The 15,630-nt window shown below is 75.2% G+C and carries 14 protein-coding genes; 7 read left to right on the plus strand and 7 right to left on the minus strand.

The annotated features are described in order from the left end of the window. Positions 1–27: 27 nt before the first annotated feature. Positions 28–1,074, minus strand: a complete 1,047-nt coding sequence (locus BMZ16_RS08805) for a Gfo/Idh/MocA family oxidoreductase (RefSeq protein WP_089799502.1) — start codon at positions 1,072–1,074, stop codon at positions 28–30. A 19-nt stretch (positions 1,075–1,093) separates the two neighbouring features. After that, positions 1,094–3,376 (minus strand): MMPL family transporter, encoded by a 2,283-nt coding sequence (locus BMZ16_RS08810; protein ID WP_255366468.1) that lies wholly within the window; start codon positions 3,374–3,376, stop codon positions 1,094–1,096. A gap of 48 nt (positions 3,377–3,424) precedes the next feature. Between BMZ16_RS08810 and BMZ16_RS08815 the strand changes: the two genes are divergently transcribed. Continuing rightward, positions 3,425–3,952, plus strand: coding sequence for a MarR family winged helix-turn-helix transcriptional regulator (locus tag BMZ16_RS08815; RefSeq protein WP_255366469.1), 528 nt, complete (start codon positions 3,425–3,427; stop codon positions 3,950–3,952). A 5-nt stretch (positions 3,953–3,957) separates the two neighbouring features. Next, a complete protein-coding gene (gene lipB / locus BMZ16_RS08820) occupies positions 3,958–4,647 on the plus strand; it encodes a lipoyl(octanoyl) transferase LipB (protein ID WP_089799508.1) in 690 nt (229 codons plus the stop codon). Between the two features lie 2 nt (positions 4,648–4,649). On the opposite strand, the gene BMZ16_RS08825 is transcribed toward lipB, so the two are convergent. Then, positions 4,650–5,153, minus strand: a complete 504-nt coding sequence (locus BMZ16_RS08825; RefSeq protein ID WP_089799510.1) for a flavodoxin domain-containing protein — start codon at positions 5,151–5,153, stop codon at positions 4,650–4,652. A 168-nt stretch (positions 5,154–5,321) separates the two neighbouring features. Between BMZ16_RS08825 and lipA the strand changes: the two genes are divergently transcribed. Together lipA and BMZ16_RS08835 are read left to right on the plus strand one after the other, a co-directional pair. Beyond that, positions 5,322–6,335, plus strand: a complete 1,014-nt coding sequence (lipA, locus tag BMZ16_RS08830; protein ID WP_089799512.1) for a lipoyl synthase — start codon at positions 5,322–5,324, stop codon at positions 6,333–6,335. 114 nt (positions 6,336–6,449) lie between these two features. Beyond that, positions 6,450–7,190, plus strand: a complete 741-nt coding sequence (locus tag BMZ16_RS08835; RefSeq protein WP_089799514.1) for a DUF4191 domain-containing protein — start codon at positions 6,450–6,452, stop codon at positions 7,188–7,190. Positions 7,191–7,257: 67 nt separating this feature from the next. Here BMZ16_RS08835 and BMZ16_RS08840 read toward each other — a convergent pair whose 3' ends face one another. Next, positions 7,258–7,761 carry an RDD family protein gene (locus BMZ16_RS08840; RefSeq protein WP_089800023.1) on the minus strand — a complete coding sequence of 168 codons (504 nt, stop codon included), beginning with the start codon at positions 7,759–7,761 and terminating at the stop codon, positions 7,258–7,260. Positions 7,762–7,938: 177 nt separating this feature from the next. On the opposite strand from BMZ16_RS08840, the gene glnA reads away from it, so the two are divergent. Both glnA and BMZ16_RS08855 read left to right on the plus strand, forming a co-directional pair. Further along, positions 7,939–9,363, plus strand: a complete 1,425-nt coding sequence (glnA, locus tag BMZ16_RS08845) for a type I glutamate--ammonia ligase (protein ID WP_089799516.1) — start codon at positions 7,939–7,941, stop codon at positions 9,361–9,363. A 614-nt stretch (positions 9,364–9,977) separates the two neighbouring features. Continuing rightward, on the plus strand, positions 9,978–12,191 hold the full coding sequence (locus tag BMZ16_RS08855; protein WP_143082781.1) for a hypothetical protein: 2,214 nt from the start codon (positions 9,978–9,980) through the stop codon (positions 12,189–12,191). Positions 12,192–12,208: 17 nt separating this feature from the next. Here BMZ16_RS08855 and BMZ16_RS08860 read toward each other — a convergent pair whose 3' ends face one another. Both BMZ16_RS08860 and BMZ16_RS08865 read right to left on the minus strand, forming a co-directional pair. Next, the gene (locus BMZ16_RS08860) at positions 12,209–12,622 is read right to left on the minus strand and encodes a TIGR03618 family F420-dependent PPOX class oxidoreductase (protein WP_089799522.1); all 414 of its coding nucleotides are present in this window, start codon (positions 12,620–12,622) and stop codon (positions 12,209–12,211) included. A 10-nt stretch (positions 12,623–12,632) separates the two neighbouring features. Beyond that, positions 12,633–13,202, minus strand: a complete 570-nt coding sequence (locus BMZ16_RS08865) for an SbtR family transcriptional regulator (RefSeq protein ID WP_089799524.1) — start codon at positions 13,200–13,202, stop codon at positions 12,633–12,635. A gap of 125 nt (positions 13,203–13,327) precedes the next feature. Between BMZ16_RS08865 and BMZ16_RS08870 the strand changes: the two genes are divergently transcribed. Next, positions 13,328–14,377 carry a hypothetical protein gene (locus BMZ16_RS08870; RefSeq protein ID WP_218143339.1) on the plus strand — a complete coding sequence of 350 codons (1,050 nt, stop codon included), beginning with the start codon at positions 13,328–13,330 and terminating at the stop codon, positions 14,375–14,377. Positions 14,378–14,402: 25 nt separating this feature from the next. On the opposite strand, the gene BMZ16_RS08875 is transcribed toward BMZ16_RS08870, so the two are convergent. Continuing rightward, positions 14,403–15,629 carry a cytochrome P450 gene (locus BMZ16_RS08875; protein ID WP_089799525.1) on the minus strand — a complete coding sequence of 409 codons (1,227 nt, stop codon included), beginning with the start codon at positions 15,627–15,629 and terminating at the stop codon, positions 14,403–14,405. Position 15,630: the final 1 nt, after the last annotated feature.

Here is a 15,630-nt window from a genome sequence, read left to right on the forward strand (position 1 = left end):
TCCCGCCCGCAGGCGTCGTCCACAGGCTCAGTCGAGCAGCTGCGCGACCCCGGTCGAGGCGGCGACGCGGGCCGCGTCGAGGACCCGGGCGGTGGCGACCGCGTCGGCCGGGTCTACCGGGACCGGGCCACCGGCGAGCACCCACGCCTGCACCGCGCGGTACAGGTCGGCGTGACCTCCGGGGGCGCGCGGCACGGGTGTGCGGTCGGCGCCGCGGACGAGCCAGCCCTCGTGCACGGGCTCCCCGGGGCGACGCCCGTCCTCCTGGACCTCGTCGAGCACGGCGAACGGGGTGGGCTCACCCTCGTAGCTCGTCACCAGGTACGCGCCGCGCTCGCCCAGCACGCGCGTGCGCGGACCCGGCGCGCCCACCAGCCCCCCGGCCGCCAGGTGCGAGACCACGTGGTGCCCGTCCGGGTCGGGCGCGTGCTCGAGCGCGAGGAAGACGTCGTCGACCGCCGGCGTCGTCAGCGCCCGCAGCTCGGCGTGCACGCGACGCACGGGACCGAAGAGCTGCACCGCGGAGTCCACGAGGTGGGCGCCGAGGTCGAGCAGGAGCCCGCCGCCCACGGTGTCCTCCTCCTTCCACCGGTGCTGCGGCTCGGGGCGGTACCTCTCCCACCGGCGCTCGAACCGGTGCACGCGGCCGAGCGTCCCGTCGGCCAGCAGGCCGCGCAGCGTGAGCTGCTCGGGGTCCCAGCGGCGGTTCTGGAAGACGGTCAGCCGCCCGCCGCGCTGCTCGGCGAGCCGCACCAGCGACGTGGCCTGCACCCGGGTGGTGGCCAGCGGCTTGTCCACCAGCACGGCGACGTCCGCCTCGAGCGCCGCGCGCACGTGCTCGGCGTGCTCACCCGTGGGGCTGGCGACGACCACGAGGTCGAGGTCGTCGGCGCCGGCCAGCAGCGCCGCGACGTCGGGGACGACGCGTGCGCCCGGCCAGTCGGACGCGACCTGCTCGCCGCGGTGCCGGGTCACGACCGCCACGACCTGCTGCCCCGTCTCACGCGCGAGCCGGGCGTGGATCCCACGCCCGGCCGCGCCGTACCCGATCAGCCCGATGCGCAGCGGCTCCATGCCGCCACTCTAGGAGGGCTCAGGACACGCTCGTCCGCTCCGCGGTGCCGACCGTCGCGTGCGCGCCGTGCTCCGGGCGCCGCGACAGCGGGCTCGGCCACCAGGTGCGCGGTCCCAGGTCGTGGACCAGGCCGGGCACCAGCAGGCTGCGCACCACGAACGTGTCGATGAGCACGCCGAGCGACACGATGAACGCGAGCTGCGCGAGGAACAGCAGCGGGATGACCGCCAGCGCCGCGAACGTCGTCGCGAGGACCAGGCCGGCGGACGTGATGACCCCACCGGTGACGGCCAGCCCGCGCGTGACGCCCTCGCGGGTACCGACGTGCAGGGACTCCTCGCGCACCCGGGTCATGAGGAAGATCGAGTAGTCGACCCCCAGCGCGACCAGGAAGACGAACCCGTAGAGGGGGACCACCGGGTCCGCGTCGGGCCAGTCGAGCACGTGGTCGAACACGAGCGCCGAGATGCCGATCGCCGCGCCGAAGGACAGCACGTTGGCAGCCATGAGGACCAGCCCCGCCACGATCGATCGCAGCAGCAGCATGAGGATGAGCAGGATCACCACGAGCACGACCGGGACGATCACGCGCAGGTCCCGCTCGCTCGCGACCTGCGTGTCCAGGGTCTCGGCGGCCGGCCCGCCCACGAGCGCGTCGGGTGCGACCTCGGCGACCGCGTCGCGCAGGTCGGCGACGGTGTCGACGGCCTCCTGGCTGTCGGACGGCGCCTGGGTGACCACGTCCACCCGCACCCGACCGTCGACGACGACCGGCGGGGCGTCGGCAGCACCCGGTGCACCACCGGGCGCGCCGGTGTAGGCGGCCGCGGACTCGACACCCTCGACGCCCTGCGCGGCCTCGAGCACTGCGTCCAGCTCGCTCTCGTCCACCACGACCAGGGCGGGCTGCACCGCGCCGGCGGGGAAGTGCTCGGCGAGCACCTCCTCCCCCGCGACCGAGTCGACGGGCGTGAGGAACACGTCGGTCTGGCTCGTGCCGCCCGCGCGGAACGTCGGCACGAACGCGGCGGCCAGCAGCAGCGCGGCGGCGCTGATGATCCAGACGGGACGCGCCCGGCGTGCCACGAACCGCGCCCAGCGGGCCCACAGGCCGTTGCCCTCGGCGGCGTCGACGGCCGCGGGCGGCACGTCGGTGGCGTGCTCGCCGTGCGTGCCCTGCCCCGCGCTGCCCGCGGCGACGTACCGGGGCACGCGCGGCCAGAACAGCACGCGGGACCGACGGCCGGCGACGAGCAGGATGGCGGGCAGCAGCGTGAGCGCGGCGAGCAGCGCGGCGCCGATGCCGATGGCGGCCACGGGGCCGAGGCTGCGGTTCGACCCGAGGTCGGACAGCAGCAGGCAGAGCAGGCCGGCGACCACGGTGCCGGCGCTCGCGGCGATCGGCTCGAGCGACTGGCGCCACGCGATGCGCATGGCCTCGGCCGGGTGCTCCTGGTGGCGCAGCTCCTCGCGGTACCGGGCGACGAGCAGCAGCGAGTAGTCGACGGCGGCGCCGACGACGAGGATCGACAGGATGCCCTGGGCCTGGCCGTTGAGGACCAGGACGCCGGCGTCGGCGAGCTCGTAGACCACGAGCCCCGCCAGCGCGAGGGCGAACACGGCGGTGAAGATGACGACGAACGGCAGGAACGGCGAGCGGTACACCACGACGAGGATCAGCAGGACCGCACCCAGGGCGACGAGCAGCAGCAGGCCGTCGATGCCGGCGAAGGCGGTGCCGAGGTCGGTGACGAACCCCGCGGGACCGGTCACCCACGCCTCCAGACCGAGGTCCCCGGCGCTGGACGCGGTCGCGCCCAGCCGGTCGGCCAGGCCGGCGCGCAGGTCCTCGACCAGCAGGTTGTTGAGCGACTCCTCGCCCACGAGGGTCTCGGCGTCGTCGGCGTCCAGCGGGACCGCGAGCAGGATCGCCTCGCCGTCCTCGGACGGCACCGGCACCACGGGCCCGGTGAGGTGGTCCGCCCACGTCCCGTCCGCGACGGGTTCGTCGGGGAACTCCTCGGCGAAGGTCGCGACGGCGGCGAGCTGCTCGGGGGTGACGTCACCCCCGTCGGCCGGGGTGAGGACGACCAGCGCGGGTAGGGTCTGCGTGTCGACGAACTCGCGGGACGCCTCGGCGGCCAGCGTGGACTGCGCCGACGACGGCAGGAACGCCGCGGCGTCGTTCGTCTGCACCTGGGACAGACGTCCCTGGGCGGCGCCGCCGACACCACCCAGGCCCAGCCAGACGACGAGCACGACGGCGACGGCCACAGCGCGGGCCACGGGATTCCTCAGCATGCTGAGTATCATGGGCCCGCAGGAACGACTCGGCAAACCGGAGGACGCGTGAGTGTGCAGCAGGGTCCGCCGCCTGCGGACCACTGGCCCGTGGGCCGGATGCTGTCGGCGGCCGCACGCCGCATCGAGCGGGCGTGGGACGCGCACCTCGCGTCGTGGGACCTCAACCACGCGAGCCTGCCCGTGCTCGTCCACGTCACCGCGTCCCCGATGTCGCAGCGCGAGCTGGCCGACGCCTGCGGCGTCACCGAGCAGACCATGAGCCGTGTGGTCACCCGCCTGGTGCGCACCGGGTACGTCACCCGTGGCCCGCACGCGGAGGACCGGCGGCGCCACGTCGTGGCGATCACACCCGCCGGGGCGGCCGCGCTGCGGGCGTGCGCCGACCCGGGCCCGGCGCAGGAGTCCGTGCTGGGGCACCTGCCCCCCGAGCGCCGCGCGCTGCTCGACGACCTGCTGCGCGAGGTCGTCGCCCCGTGGGACGTGCTGCCCGACCAGCGGCCCGGCGGCCGGCCCGCCGACGACGACACCGCCGACGCGACCAGGGTGCCGCCCCGCCGCGAGGGCATAGCCTGACGGCCATGCGCGTCGAACCGCTCGAGCTCGGCACCCGGCTCCAGCCCTACGTCCCGACCTGGGACCTCCAGCGCGAGCGGCACGCCGCGGTCGCCGCCGGTGAGCACGAGGACACCCTGCTCCTCGTCGAGCACGAGCCGGTCTACACCGCCGGCAAGCGCACGGCACGCTCCGACCGACCGGTCGACGGCACACCCGTGGTCGACGTCGACCGGGGCGGGCGCATCACCTGGCACGGGCCCGGTCAGCTCGTCGGCTACCCGGTCGTCCGGCTCGCCGAGCCCGTCGACGTCGTGCGGTACGTCCGCGCCCTCGAGGAGGCGCTGATCCGCACCTGCGCGGACGTCGGCGTCAGCGCCGGCCGCGTCGAGGGACGCAGCGGCGTGTGGCTGCCGGCCGACGCCCCGGGGGCGTCGCCGACGCCGCGGCGGGCGCGCAAGGTCGCCGCGATCGGGGTGCGCGTGGCCCGCGGCACGACCATGCACGGGTTCGCCCTCAACTGCACCGCGTCGCTCGACTGGTACGAGCGGATCGTCCCGTGCGGCATCGACGACGCCGACGTCACGACGCTGTCGGCCGAGGCCGGGCGCGAGGTGACGATCGCCGAGGTGACGCCACTGGTCGTCGCCCACCTGCAGGAGCAGCTCGGCCCCCTGCTGGCAGCGACGGCCGACCGGACCGCCCCGGTCGGCTGAGATCAGGCGCTGCGCGCGATCTGCCGCAGCTCGCGCGCGACGTCCTGCGCCCACGCACGCACCACGTCGAGGTCGCGGAAGTCGCCCGCGTCCGCCCGGGTCAGCGCGACGAGCGCCCGTTCGGAGATGTTGAGCCCCGCACGGTCCAGCCGTCCGGTGAACACCGCGACGTCGCGCGCACCGACCGTCCGCGCGATCTCGGTGACGTCGTCCGGCACGGTCTCGGGCACCGGCGGGTCCCCCACCGGTCCGGACCAGAACAGCCACACCGGGCGCTCGCGCAGCTGGCCGGCCTGCCGGTCCACCAGGTCCCGCAGCCCGAGCGCCAACCGGCCCACGTACACCGCGGAACCCAGCACGACCGCGTCGTACGGGTCGACGTGCTCGACGTCGTCGGGCTCGACCTCGTCGACCTCGTGCCCCGCGGCGCGCAGCTGCTCCGCGACCTCCGCGCCCATCTCCCGCGTCGCGCCGTGCCTCGACGCCACCGTCACCAGGACGCGCATGGCGCCACCTCCTCGAGCCCCCGGCCGGTCCGCCGGGACCGCCTGCCCCCCGCGGGCGCGGGTGGCTCCTCCCAGCGTGGCCCGGACCGGCCCCGGGCGCGCGGGACAGAGGTCCCCGTCACACCCCGGGGCAGCCCGGTCGCACGTCCGTCGGGCTAGTGTGGCCGGGTGACGATCGCACCCGAGGGACGCCGGATGCTCCGGGTGGAGGCACGCAACGCCGCCACCCCGATCGAGAAGAAGCCGGAGTGGATCCGCACGCGGGCGACGACAGGCCCGGAGTACAGCGAGCTCAAGGGGCTCGTGCGCCGCGAGGGCCTGCACACGGTGTGCGAGGAGGCGGGCTGCCCCAACATCTTCGAGTGCTGGGAGGACCGCGAGGCGACGTTCCTCATCGGCGGCGACCAGTGCACCCGGCGCTGCGACTTCTGCCAGATCGACACCGGCAAGCCCGCCGACTTCGACGCCGACGAGCCGCGCCGTGTCGCCGAGTCGGTGCAGGCGATGGGCCTGAAGTACTCGACGGTCACCGGCGTCGCGCGCGACGACCTCGCCGACGGCGGCGCGTGGCTGTACGCCGAGACGGTGCGCCAGATCCACGCGCTGAACCCCGGCACGGGCGTCGAGCTGCTCATCCCGGACTTCAACGCCACGCCGGAGCTGCTGGACGTCGTCAACGAGTCCCGGCCCGAGGTGCTGGCGCACAACCTCGAGACCGTCCCGCGCATCTTCAAGCAGATCCGCCCGGGCTTCCGCTACGAGCGCTCGCTCTCCGTGATCACCCGCGCCCGCGAGGCCGGGCTCGTCACCAAGTCGAACCTCATCCTCGGCATGGGCGAGACGACCGAGGAGGTCGTGGACGCGCTGCGCGACCTGCACGAGGCGGGCTGCGACCTCATCACCATCACCCAGTACCTGCGCCCGTCCGTCCGGCACCACCCGGTGGCGCGGTGGGTGCGCCCCGAGGAGTTCGTCGAGCTCTCGCAGGAGGCGGAGCGCCTGGGCTTCCTCGGCGTCATGTCCGGGCCGCTGGTGCGCTCGTCGTACCGCGCGGGCCGGCTGTGGGGCCAGGCCATGCGCCGGCGCGGCCTGGAGATCCCCGCCGCGCTCGCGCACCTGGGCGAGCCGACGACCGCCCGCCAGGAGGCGTCGGCCCTGCTGTCCCGCACGCCGCTCGCCTGAGCGGCCCTCCGGGGCGCTGAGCAGCACGGCCGCACGCGGACCGACCCGGCCCGCGGTCGCGCCGTCCGGCGGACCGGACGTGCGCGCCCCGACGCGCCGGTAGACTCCCGGGTCATGGCACGCGAGCGCTCCACGTCCCCGCAGAGCTCCCCCGAGGGCACGGCGAAGGGCAGCGGGAAGGTCAAGAAGACCCGCTGGTACCACCAGATCTGGCAGGCGTACCGGATCACCCGCCAGACCGACCCCGCCGTGACGTGGATCATGCTCGGCGTCTTCGTCGGGATCGTCACGCTCGGCGTCGTGATCGGCCAGGTCATCGGCCAGCCGGTGTACGTGCTGATCCTCAGCGTCCCGTTCGCGGTCCTGGGCGGCATGTTCGTGCTCGCCCGCCGCGCCGAGACCGCCGCCTACAGCCGCATCGAGGGCCAGCCCGGGGCGTCGCTCGCCGCGCTGGGGACCCTGCGTCGCGGCTGGACGTTCACGCAGGAGCCCGTCGCGGCCGACCCCCGCACGCAGGACCTCGTGTTCCGCGGTGTCGGCAGGCCGGGCGTGGTCCTCGTCGGCGAGGGCCCGCCGCACCGCATCGGCAAGCTGCTCGAGGCGGAGCGCAAGCGCACGGCGCGCGTCGTGTCCGGCGCCCCCATCCACCTCATCCAGGTCGGCGACGGCGCGGGCCAGGTCCCGCTGCGCAAGCTGCCGCGCACCGTCACCAAGCTGAAGGGCCAGCTCACCAAGGCCGAGGTCGCCGTCGTGCTGCGGCGCGTGACCTCGCTCGGCGCCGCGCGGCTGCCCGTCCCGAAGGGCATCGACCCGATGCGCGCGCGCCCCGACCGCAAGGGCATGCGCGGGCGCTGACGCCCGCGGGCCCGCCCGGCCCGCGCCGCGGCGGACGAGTCGTGGGCGGCTCAGCGGCGGACCCCGCTCAGCGTCGGACCAGCACCGTGCCCGCGGCGCGGTCGTGCAGACCGCGACCGTCGGGGTCCCAGACCACGGCGGGCAGCACGAGGCACAGCAGGAGCGTGCGCAGGAGCGCGGCGACGGGTCCGGGCGCCCCGGGCGCCGGCACGGGCGGACGGTCGAGGGACGGCCGGAGCAGACGCCGGACCTGGAGACCGGCCACGCGGTGACCGAGCGTGTGCCCGAGAGTGGCGACGAGCACGACGTTCTCGACCGCGAAGACGGCCAGCGTCCCCAACGAGTCGCCACGCAGCAGGAACGCGCCGTCCGAGCGCGCCGGCAGCAGCACGGCGGACACGGCGAGGCACGCGACCCAGTCGATCGCGAGGGCGACCAGCCGCCGCCCGAGCCGCGCCATCGACCCCGGGCCGGAGGCCGGCAGACCGAGCGCGGCGCCCGCCGCACGGCCGTCGTCGTCGCCGCGGGGACCACCCTCGAGCCAGGAGCCGACCGAGTCACGCGTCACCATGCGTCCAGCGTACGTGCGCGACCAGGACGGCCCGCCCACCCGTCGTGTCGTGGGATCGTTACCTGGCAACGACCCCCGTAACCTCCCGGAAACAGCAGGGCCACGACAGGGAAACGCCCCGCTCCTAGCCTCGCTCGTGCCCGGGACGACCGGGCACCATCGACCGAGGAGCAGCGGATGTTCACCAAGCCGGAGGAAGTCCTGGCGTTCATCAGGAGCGAGGACGTCAAGTTCGTCGACGTGCGGTTCTGCGACCTGCCGGGCGTGATGCAGCACTTCAACGTGCCCGCCGCCTCGCTCGACGCGGACTTCTTCACCGACGGCCAGATGTTCGACGGGTCCTCGATCCGCGGCTTCCAGGCGATCCACGAGTCGGACATGAAGCTGATCCCGGACCTGACGACGGCGTACGTCGACCCGTTCCGCACGGAGAAGACGCTCAACATCAACTTCCACATCGTCGACCCGTACACCGACGAGCCGTACAGCCGCGACCCCCGCCAGGTCGCCGCCAAGGCCGAGGCGTACCTGAAGTCGACCGGCATCGCGGACACCGCGTTCTTCGCGCCCGAGGCCGAGTTCTACATCTTCGACGACATCCGGTTCCAGACCCGCCAGGACGCGTCGTTCTACTACATCGACTCCATCGAGGGCGCCTGGAACACCGGACGCAAGGAGGAGGGTGGCAACCTCGGGCACAAGACGCCCTACAAGGGTGGCTACTTCCCCGTGCCGCCGGTCGACCACTTCGCCGACCTGCGCGACCAGATCTCGCTGCAGCTCGACGAGCTCGGCTTCCAGGTCGAGCGCGCCCACCACGAGGTCGGCACGGCCGGCCAGGCGGAGATCAACTACCGCTTCGACACCCTCGGCAAGTCGGCCGACAAGGTCCAGCTGTTCAAGTACGTCGTGAAGAACGTCGCGCACGAGAACGGCCGCACGGCCACCTTCATGCCGAAGCCCCTGTTCGGTGACAACGGCTCGGGCATGCACGTGCACCAGTCGCTGTGGAAGGACGGCGAGCCGCTGTTCTTCGACGAGAAGGGCTACGGCGGCCTGTCCGACATGGCCCGGTGGTACATCGGCGGCCTGCTCAAGCACGCCCCGGCACTGCTGGCGTTCACCAACCCAACGGTGAACTCCTACCACCGCCTGGTCCCCGGCTTCGAGGCGCCGGTCAACCTGGTCTACTCGGCCCGCAACCGCTCCGCGTGCATCCGGATCCCGGTGACCGGCTCGAACCCGAAGGCCAAGCGCATCGAGTTCCGCGTGCCGGACCCGTCGTCGAACCCGTACCTGGCGTTCGCGGCCATGCTCATGGCCGGCCTCGACGGCATCCAGAACCGCATCGAGCCGCCCGAGCCGGTCGACAAGGACCTGTACGAGCTGCCCCCCGAGGAGCACGCCCTCATCCAGCAGGTCCCGGGCTCGCTGTCCGAGGTGCTCGACAACCTCGAGGCCGACCACGACTGGCTGACCGCCGGCAACGTCTTCACGCCGGACCTCATCCAGACGTGGATCGACTACAAGCGCTCGGCAGAGGTCGACCCGATCCGGCTGCGTCCGCACCCGCACGAGTTCGAGCTCTACTACGACTGCTGAGTCGTCAGGCGTCACGGCTGCTCCCGTGAGCGTCTGACCTGCAGGAAACGGCACCCCCGTCACCCTCGTGGTGGCGGGGGTGCCGCGCTGTCCTGCCCGACCGCACGCAGACGTCCGCGACGGCCCGACAGGCGAAGGCGAGGTCGAACGGTGCGACCCCGTCCGACAGCGTGAAGTCCTCGACGTGCGCGCACAGCGTGGACAGCACGCCGGCCTCGATGTCGGCGCGGCACCCGGCCCGGGTGCGCGCGACGCCCTCCGGGGAGCGGTCGAGCACGAGCACGTGGCCCGTGGCCCGACGCGTGCAGCGACCTCGCGCGCCGCCGCACCCGGCGCGCCAACGACCTCGAGCACGCGCAGGCCCGGGCGCAGCGGCAGGGCGTCGACGACGCGGCGCAGACGCGGTGACAAGCTCGCCGTCGACGCTCCTCCGGGCCGTGGTCCGCGCGGCGTCACGCCGCCTCGAGGTGCCGAAGTGCCGGCGCCGGACGGCACCCACGGTATCGGCTCGGTTCCCGGCGTCCGGGTCACGCCGCAGACCCCGTCCCCCGTCACGCCCAGGGCGGGTGCCGGATTCGCCCGCCCCGGTGGACCGCCGCTGCTACGTTCTCGCCGTGATCCCCACCACACCGGATGCGCACGACGGGCCAGGCGCCCCGGGCGGACCCGGGACCCGCCGGCCCGAGGTGCTGCGACGGACCGAGGTGCTGCGTCGGACCGACGTGCTGCTCACGGCGGCAGCCGTCCTGGCGTGGTTCGTCTGCGGGCTCCTCCACGCCGTCGGCACGCGCACGGGTGCGCCCGCCGGGCTCGTCGGCCTCCTGGCGCCGTCGACACCCGCGAGCGGCCTGGTGCGCGAGCCGCTGCGCGGCCTGCCCGGCGCCACGCTGACCGCGGCCGTGCTCGTCGGCGTCCTGCTGCTCGCCGCGCGGCCGGCCCTGCGGGAGCGGACCGCACCACCGGCGCTGCGCGCGCTCGCGCTGTGGTTCGCCGTCACGGTCGCCGGCGTCGTCGCCACGGCGGTCCAGCCGGGCGGCTCGGTGGACGCCCTGTGGCACGCGGGCGCCTGGGGCGTCGGGTACGGGTGGGCCGTGGCGCTCGTCACCGTCCGGTGGGAGCGCCGCACCGCTCCCGGTGCGCACCTGGTACCGGCCGCTCGTGCCCTACCCGCGGCAGCCGCCGCCGGCGCCGTGGCCGGTGCGGGATGGACGGTTGTCGCCCTGGCCCACGCGTGGTCCGACGCCACCGTGACGACCGCCGTCACCACGCCCCGGTCACCCACCGCTGCGGCCCTGCGCGCGGTCACCGACCGGCTGCTGCCGGTGACCAGCGCCACGGACGTACCGGTGCCGGTGGTCCTGCTTGCCGGGGTCCTCGTCGCCGCCGTCGTCGGCGCACTGACGTGGTCGGCGGCCCGGTGGGCCGTGCCCCACGGCGCCCGACGGATCGTCGTGCAGGGCGTCTGGATGGCGTGCGTGGTCGGCGCAGCCGTCGGGGCGCTGCCCACGGTGCTGCGGGGCGACGCGCTGGACCCCGACGGCGACGGCCGTTGGGTACGCGCGCAGGACGCCCTGCTGGGCCCGACCGACGGCGGCGCCGCCGGGCTGGCGTACGGGTGGGTGGCCGCGCTGGTGGCCGTCGCCGTGCTCGGCGCACCCCGGCTGCACCCGCGAGCGCAGGCGGGCACGGCCACCGAGCCGCGGGAGGCCGTCACCGAGCCGGACGACACGGGTGGCGAGCCGCGGGCCGGCTCCGGGCGGCGGGACGACCGAACGTGGCGCGACCCTCGCCTCCTGGTCCCCGTCCTCAGCCTGGTCGTGCTGCTGGTCAGCACGGGGCTCCGGCGCATGGTGAGCCAGGCCGGCGTGCCCACCGGTGCGGCCGGGCTGCTGGTGCCGCACCCGCCGGGGGCCGGCGGCGGTACGAACGGGCTGCTGGTCGCCGCCGTCGTGCTGGTGGCCGTGTCGGCGCTGCTGACGATCCCGGCCGTCCGGTCGACCACGCCGGGGACCGTCCCCCGTGCGCTCGGCGTGTGGTCCGCCGTGGTCGGTGGCGGGGTGGTCGCGTCGGTGGTGAGTGCGCCGGTCGCCGTCGGCGCTCCCGGCGGGGCGTACCTCACCCCGGACTTCTGGTACCTCATACTGAGCGCCGACGGCTGGGCGCACGTCCGCGCCTCGGCCGGCTGGGGGGTCGCGTACGGGTGGCTGGTCGCGCTCCTCGTCGCGCGGGTCGCCTGGCGCCGGGACGCCGCTGCGCCTCGCGGCGCGGATCCCACCGCCCGGACGGGCGCCGTGGTCGCTGCGGTGCTCGCCGGCGGTGGCTGGCTGCTCCTCGTGGCCGCCCGCGGGGCGGTGCTCGGCCTGGTGGACGAGCACGCACCGGCCCACCCGGGCCTGGCCTGGCAGGTCCGGGTCGCCGCCACGTGGCTGCTGCCGGTGGGCACGACCCACCACGCCGCGGCGGGGTCCGTCCTGCTGGCGGCCGTGCTCGTGGCCGCGGTCGTCGGATCCCTGACCTGGTGGATGCTGCACGACGGCGGGAGGCGCGCGGGCTCCTTCCTCCTGGTGCAGGCGGTGTGGCTGGCATGCGTCGTCGGGGCCACCCTCGGTCCGGTGCCCACGGCCTCGGCGGCCCTGGCGCTCGCGCCGGAGGCGGACCTGTGGCTCGCGCCGGCAGCGGACCTGGGGCGCGGGACGCTGGCCGGTTCACCGGCCGACGGCGGCGCCGCCGGGCTGCTGTACGGGTGGTGGGCGGCGCTGGGCGTCGTGGCCACCCTGGCCGTGGTGGCGCGCCGCGGGACGCGTCCGCCGGTACCGGGCCGCTCCTGAGGACGTCCGCAGCGCCGTCACCGCGCGGTGCCGGGCCCCAGGAGCCACCGGTCGACCTGCACCTCGAGGAGGACGCGCGGCCCGTCCTGGCGCGGGTCGGCGGCGTCCCATCCGCCGTACTTCCCGGCGAACCGGGCCAGGAGCGTGGGGTACGACCCGATGTCGTGGTGCACGCGCGCCCGCCCCTGGGCGACGACCGGCCGCGGTCCGGACCCGTCGATCGCGAGCACGACCCGCGGGTCGCGCCGGATGTTCGCGACCTTGACGTTCACCGTCGAGCTCGCGATCCAGAAGGTGCCGGGATCGTGCAGGAACCACACGGGCGTGACGTGCGCCGACCCGTCCCGCCGCAGCGTCGTCAGCCACGCGCACGGCGCCGCGGTGAGCGGCTCGCGCTCGGGCTCCGCCGGTGTCCCGTCCGCGTCCGCCACGGCGACGACCCTAGACGTCGCGACCCGCGGGCGGGCGGAGGCCGGCGAGGACGATCTCGACCATGCGCGGCACCAGCTCGGGCACGTCACGGGCGACGGGCTCGGGCAGCGGCCGCGTGACCATGCCCACCCCGAGGATCAGCTCGAGCGGCTGGAGGTCGTGGCGCACCAGACCGGCCCGGCGTGCGGCCGCCAGCACCTCACCCACGCCGCCGAGCGTCTCGGCCTGGGCGGTGCGGACCGTGTCCGAGAGGTCCGCGACGTGGTCGGACAGTGCAGCCGACAGCGCCCCCAGGTCGAGCTCGACGAGCCGCAGGACGTAGGCCCGCCACGCCGCCGCCGCGTCGCCGCGCATGGCACGCAGCGCCTCGTCGGCCGCCGCGTGCACGTCGTCGAGGATCGCGACGGCCACCTCGTCCGCGAGTGCGGCACGCGAGGGGAAGTTGCGGTAGAGCGTCGCGATGCCCACCTCGGCCGCCTCGGCGACCGCCTCGAGTGCCACGTCGCTGCCGTGGGCTGCGAACAGCCGACGGGCCGCGCGGACCAGCCGTCCGCGGCGCCGTGCTGCATCGGCTCGCATGCGCTCCTCCTGGGGTGATGTCCGCCACGATCCTGCCGTCCTGGGTTCCACCACCATAACCGGAGGGGTAGCCTCCATATAAGCGGAGGAAGAACTTCCGCTTGCAGCCCCCTCGAAGGACACCGATGACCGCGACGCTCGACCTGGTCCCCGACCCCGCCACGGACGAGGCCCCCGCCACCCGCACCGCCCGCCGCCCGTTGGCCACCCTGGTCGGCATGACCGTGGCCCTCGGCGCCGTGCTGGCCGTCCTGCTGGCGATCTTCATCCTCCCCTCGCTGAAGAGCGGGCCCCGCGACCTGCCGGTCGGGCTGGTCGGGTCGTCGCAGGAGACGGCGCGGTTCGAGGAGGCCCTGACGGCTGCCGCCCCCGACGCCTACGACGTCCGCCACCTCCCGACGCAGGACGCGCTCGAGCGCGCCGTCGAGGACCGCGAGGTCGTCGGCGGCTTCGTGGTCGACCCGCAGGGCGTCCACAGCGTGGTCGCGTCCGCGGGCGGCGCGAGCATCGCCCAGACCGTCACCGCGACCGCGCAGGGCCTCGGGACCGCGCTCGGGGTGCCCGTCAGCACCAGCGACGTCGTCCCCCTGCCCACCAGCGACCCGTCCGGCATCGGCATCGGCGGGCTCGCCTTCCCGCTCGTCTTCGGCGGCATCGTGCCCGTCGTCGCGTTCCGGACCGCCTTCGCCCGCAGCAACACGTGGAAGCTCGTCGGCCTGCTGACGTTCTCCGTGGTCGGCGGGCTGGTCGTCGCCGCGGTGCTGCGGTTCGCGTTCGGCAGCATCGAGTCGGCGTTCCTCCCCGTCGCCGGCGCGATGGCGCTCGGCATCGCCGCGATGGCGTTCCCGTTGACCGGTCTGCAGGAGGCCTTCGGCGGCAAGGGCTTCACGGCCGGCGCCATGACGATGATGTTCCTCGGCAACCCGTTCGCGGGGATCGCCACCACCTCGGCCTGGCTGCCCGCCGGGCTCGGCACCTTCGGGCAGATCCTGCCCCCGGGGGCCACCGGCACCCTGGTGCGCTCGGTCGCCTACTTCGGAGGCACGGGCGGGCTCACCGCCGGCCTCACGCTGGGCGGCTGGGTCGTCGTCGGGCTCGTCATCCACACGGTCGGGACACGCCGCGCGGCACGCGCGACGGCCGCGACCACCACGCCCGCGATCGCCGTCGCCTGAACGGCGGCAGGGCGGGTCGGGGCGGTCAGGCGCGCAGGGGGACGCGCCGCACGCGCAGCGCGGTGAGGTCGTACCCCTGGCTGACCTCGCTCCACCGCACGCGGGGCGGCCCCGCGGCAGCGAGGTCGTCACGCAGCAGGGCGGAGACGAACACCTCGGTCTCCGCGGACGCGAGCGGCGCACCCGGGCACCGGTGGTGGCCGTCGCCGAAGGCGAGCACGGCCGGCCCCGAGGCACGCGTCATGGTCCGTCCCGGGCGCACCGCGTGCGGGTCGGCGCCCACGACACCGGCATCGGCGTTGACCGCCCGGACGTCCACGTCGACCAGGGCACCGACCGGGAGCTCGACGGGTCCGTCGGGCCCCTCGAGCGTCAGCGGCGCCGTCGTGCGGCGCAGCAGGTGCCCGACGACCGGCTCGACGCGCAGCACCTCCTCGAGGATCGCGACCCGGCCGTCCCGGTCGGACGCGCGGTACCGGGCACGCAGCGCGTCGTCGTCGAGCAGGTGCCACACGGCTGCCGCGATGAGCTCGCGCGTCGTCGCCATGCCCGCCGCCGCGTACGTGACGCACTCGGTGAGGATCTCCAGGTCCGAGTAGCCCTCGTCCAGCAGGCTGCTGATGAGGTCCTCGCGCCGCCGCCGCCGTCGCGCGCGGATGGCGGGCTTCACGTCGAGCACGTAGAACCGCAGCATCGCGGTGCCGCGCAGGGCTTCCCTCACGCCGGCGAGCGGTGACCCGGGCCGCGGCGGGGGCGCGAAGAACGCGTCGAGGCGCGCGCGCATCCGCGGCGACGAGCCGTGGTCCAGGCCGATCACGCGGGACGCGACCTCGACCGCCATCTGCATGCTCAGCGCCGTCACGTCCGTCCACCGGTCGGTGCGCACCTGCGCGACGACGCGCTCGGCGGTCGCCTGCATCCAGTCGCGGTACCCGGCCACGACGCGCGGGGCGAACAGGTGGGCCGCAGCGCGCCGCTGCGCGTGGTGGACCTCCCCCTCGACGAAGAGGATCGGCGGGCGGATCCGCACCGGTCCACCACCACCGACGTCGTCGGCACCGAACCCGGCCTGCCGCGTGTGCTCGGGGCGCCGCAGCACGTCACGGGCCAGCGCGTAGGACCGGATGCGCCAGCGCGGGCGCTCCCCCGCGACGTGCTCGATCTCCGGGCCGCTGCCGTCACCGGGTTGCGCCGTCTTGCGCACCGGACAGCCGGTCGCACCCTGCGTCTGCCCGCCCGTGGTCGCCGTCACC

The organism is Cellulomonas sp. KH9, from assembly GCF_900114185.1.
Classification (GTDB): Bacteria; Actinomycetota; Actinomycetes; order Actinomycetales; family Cellulomonadaceae; genus Cellulomonas.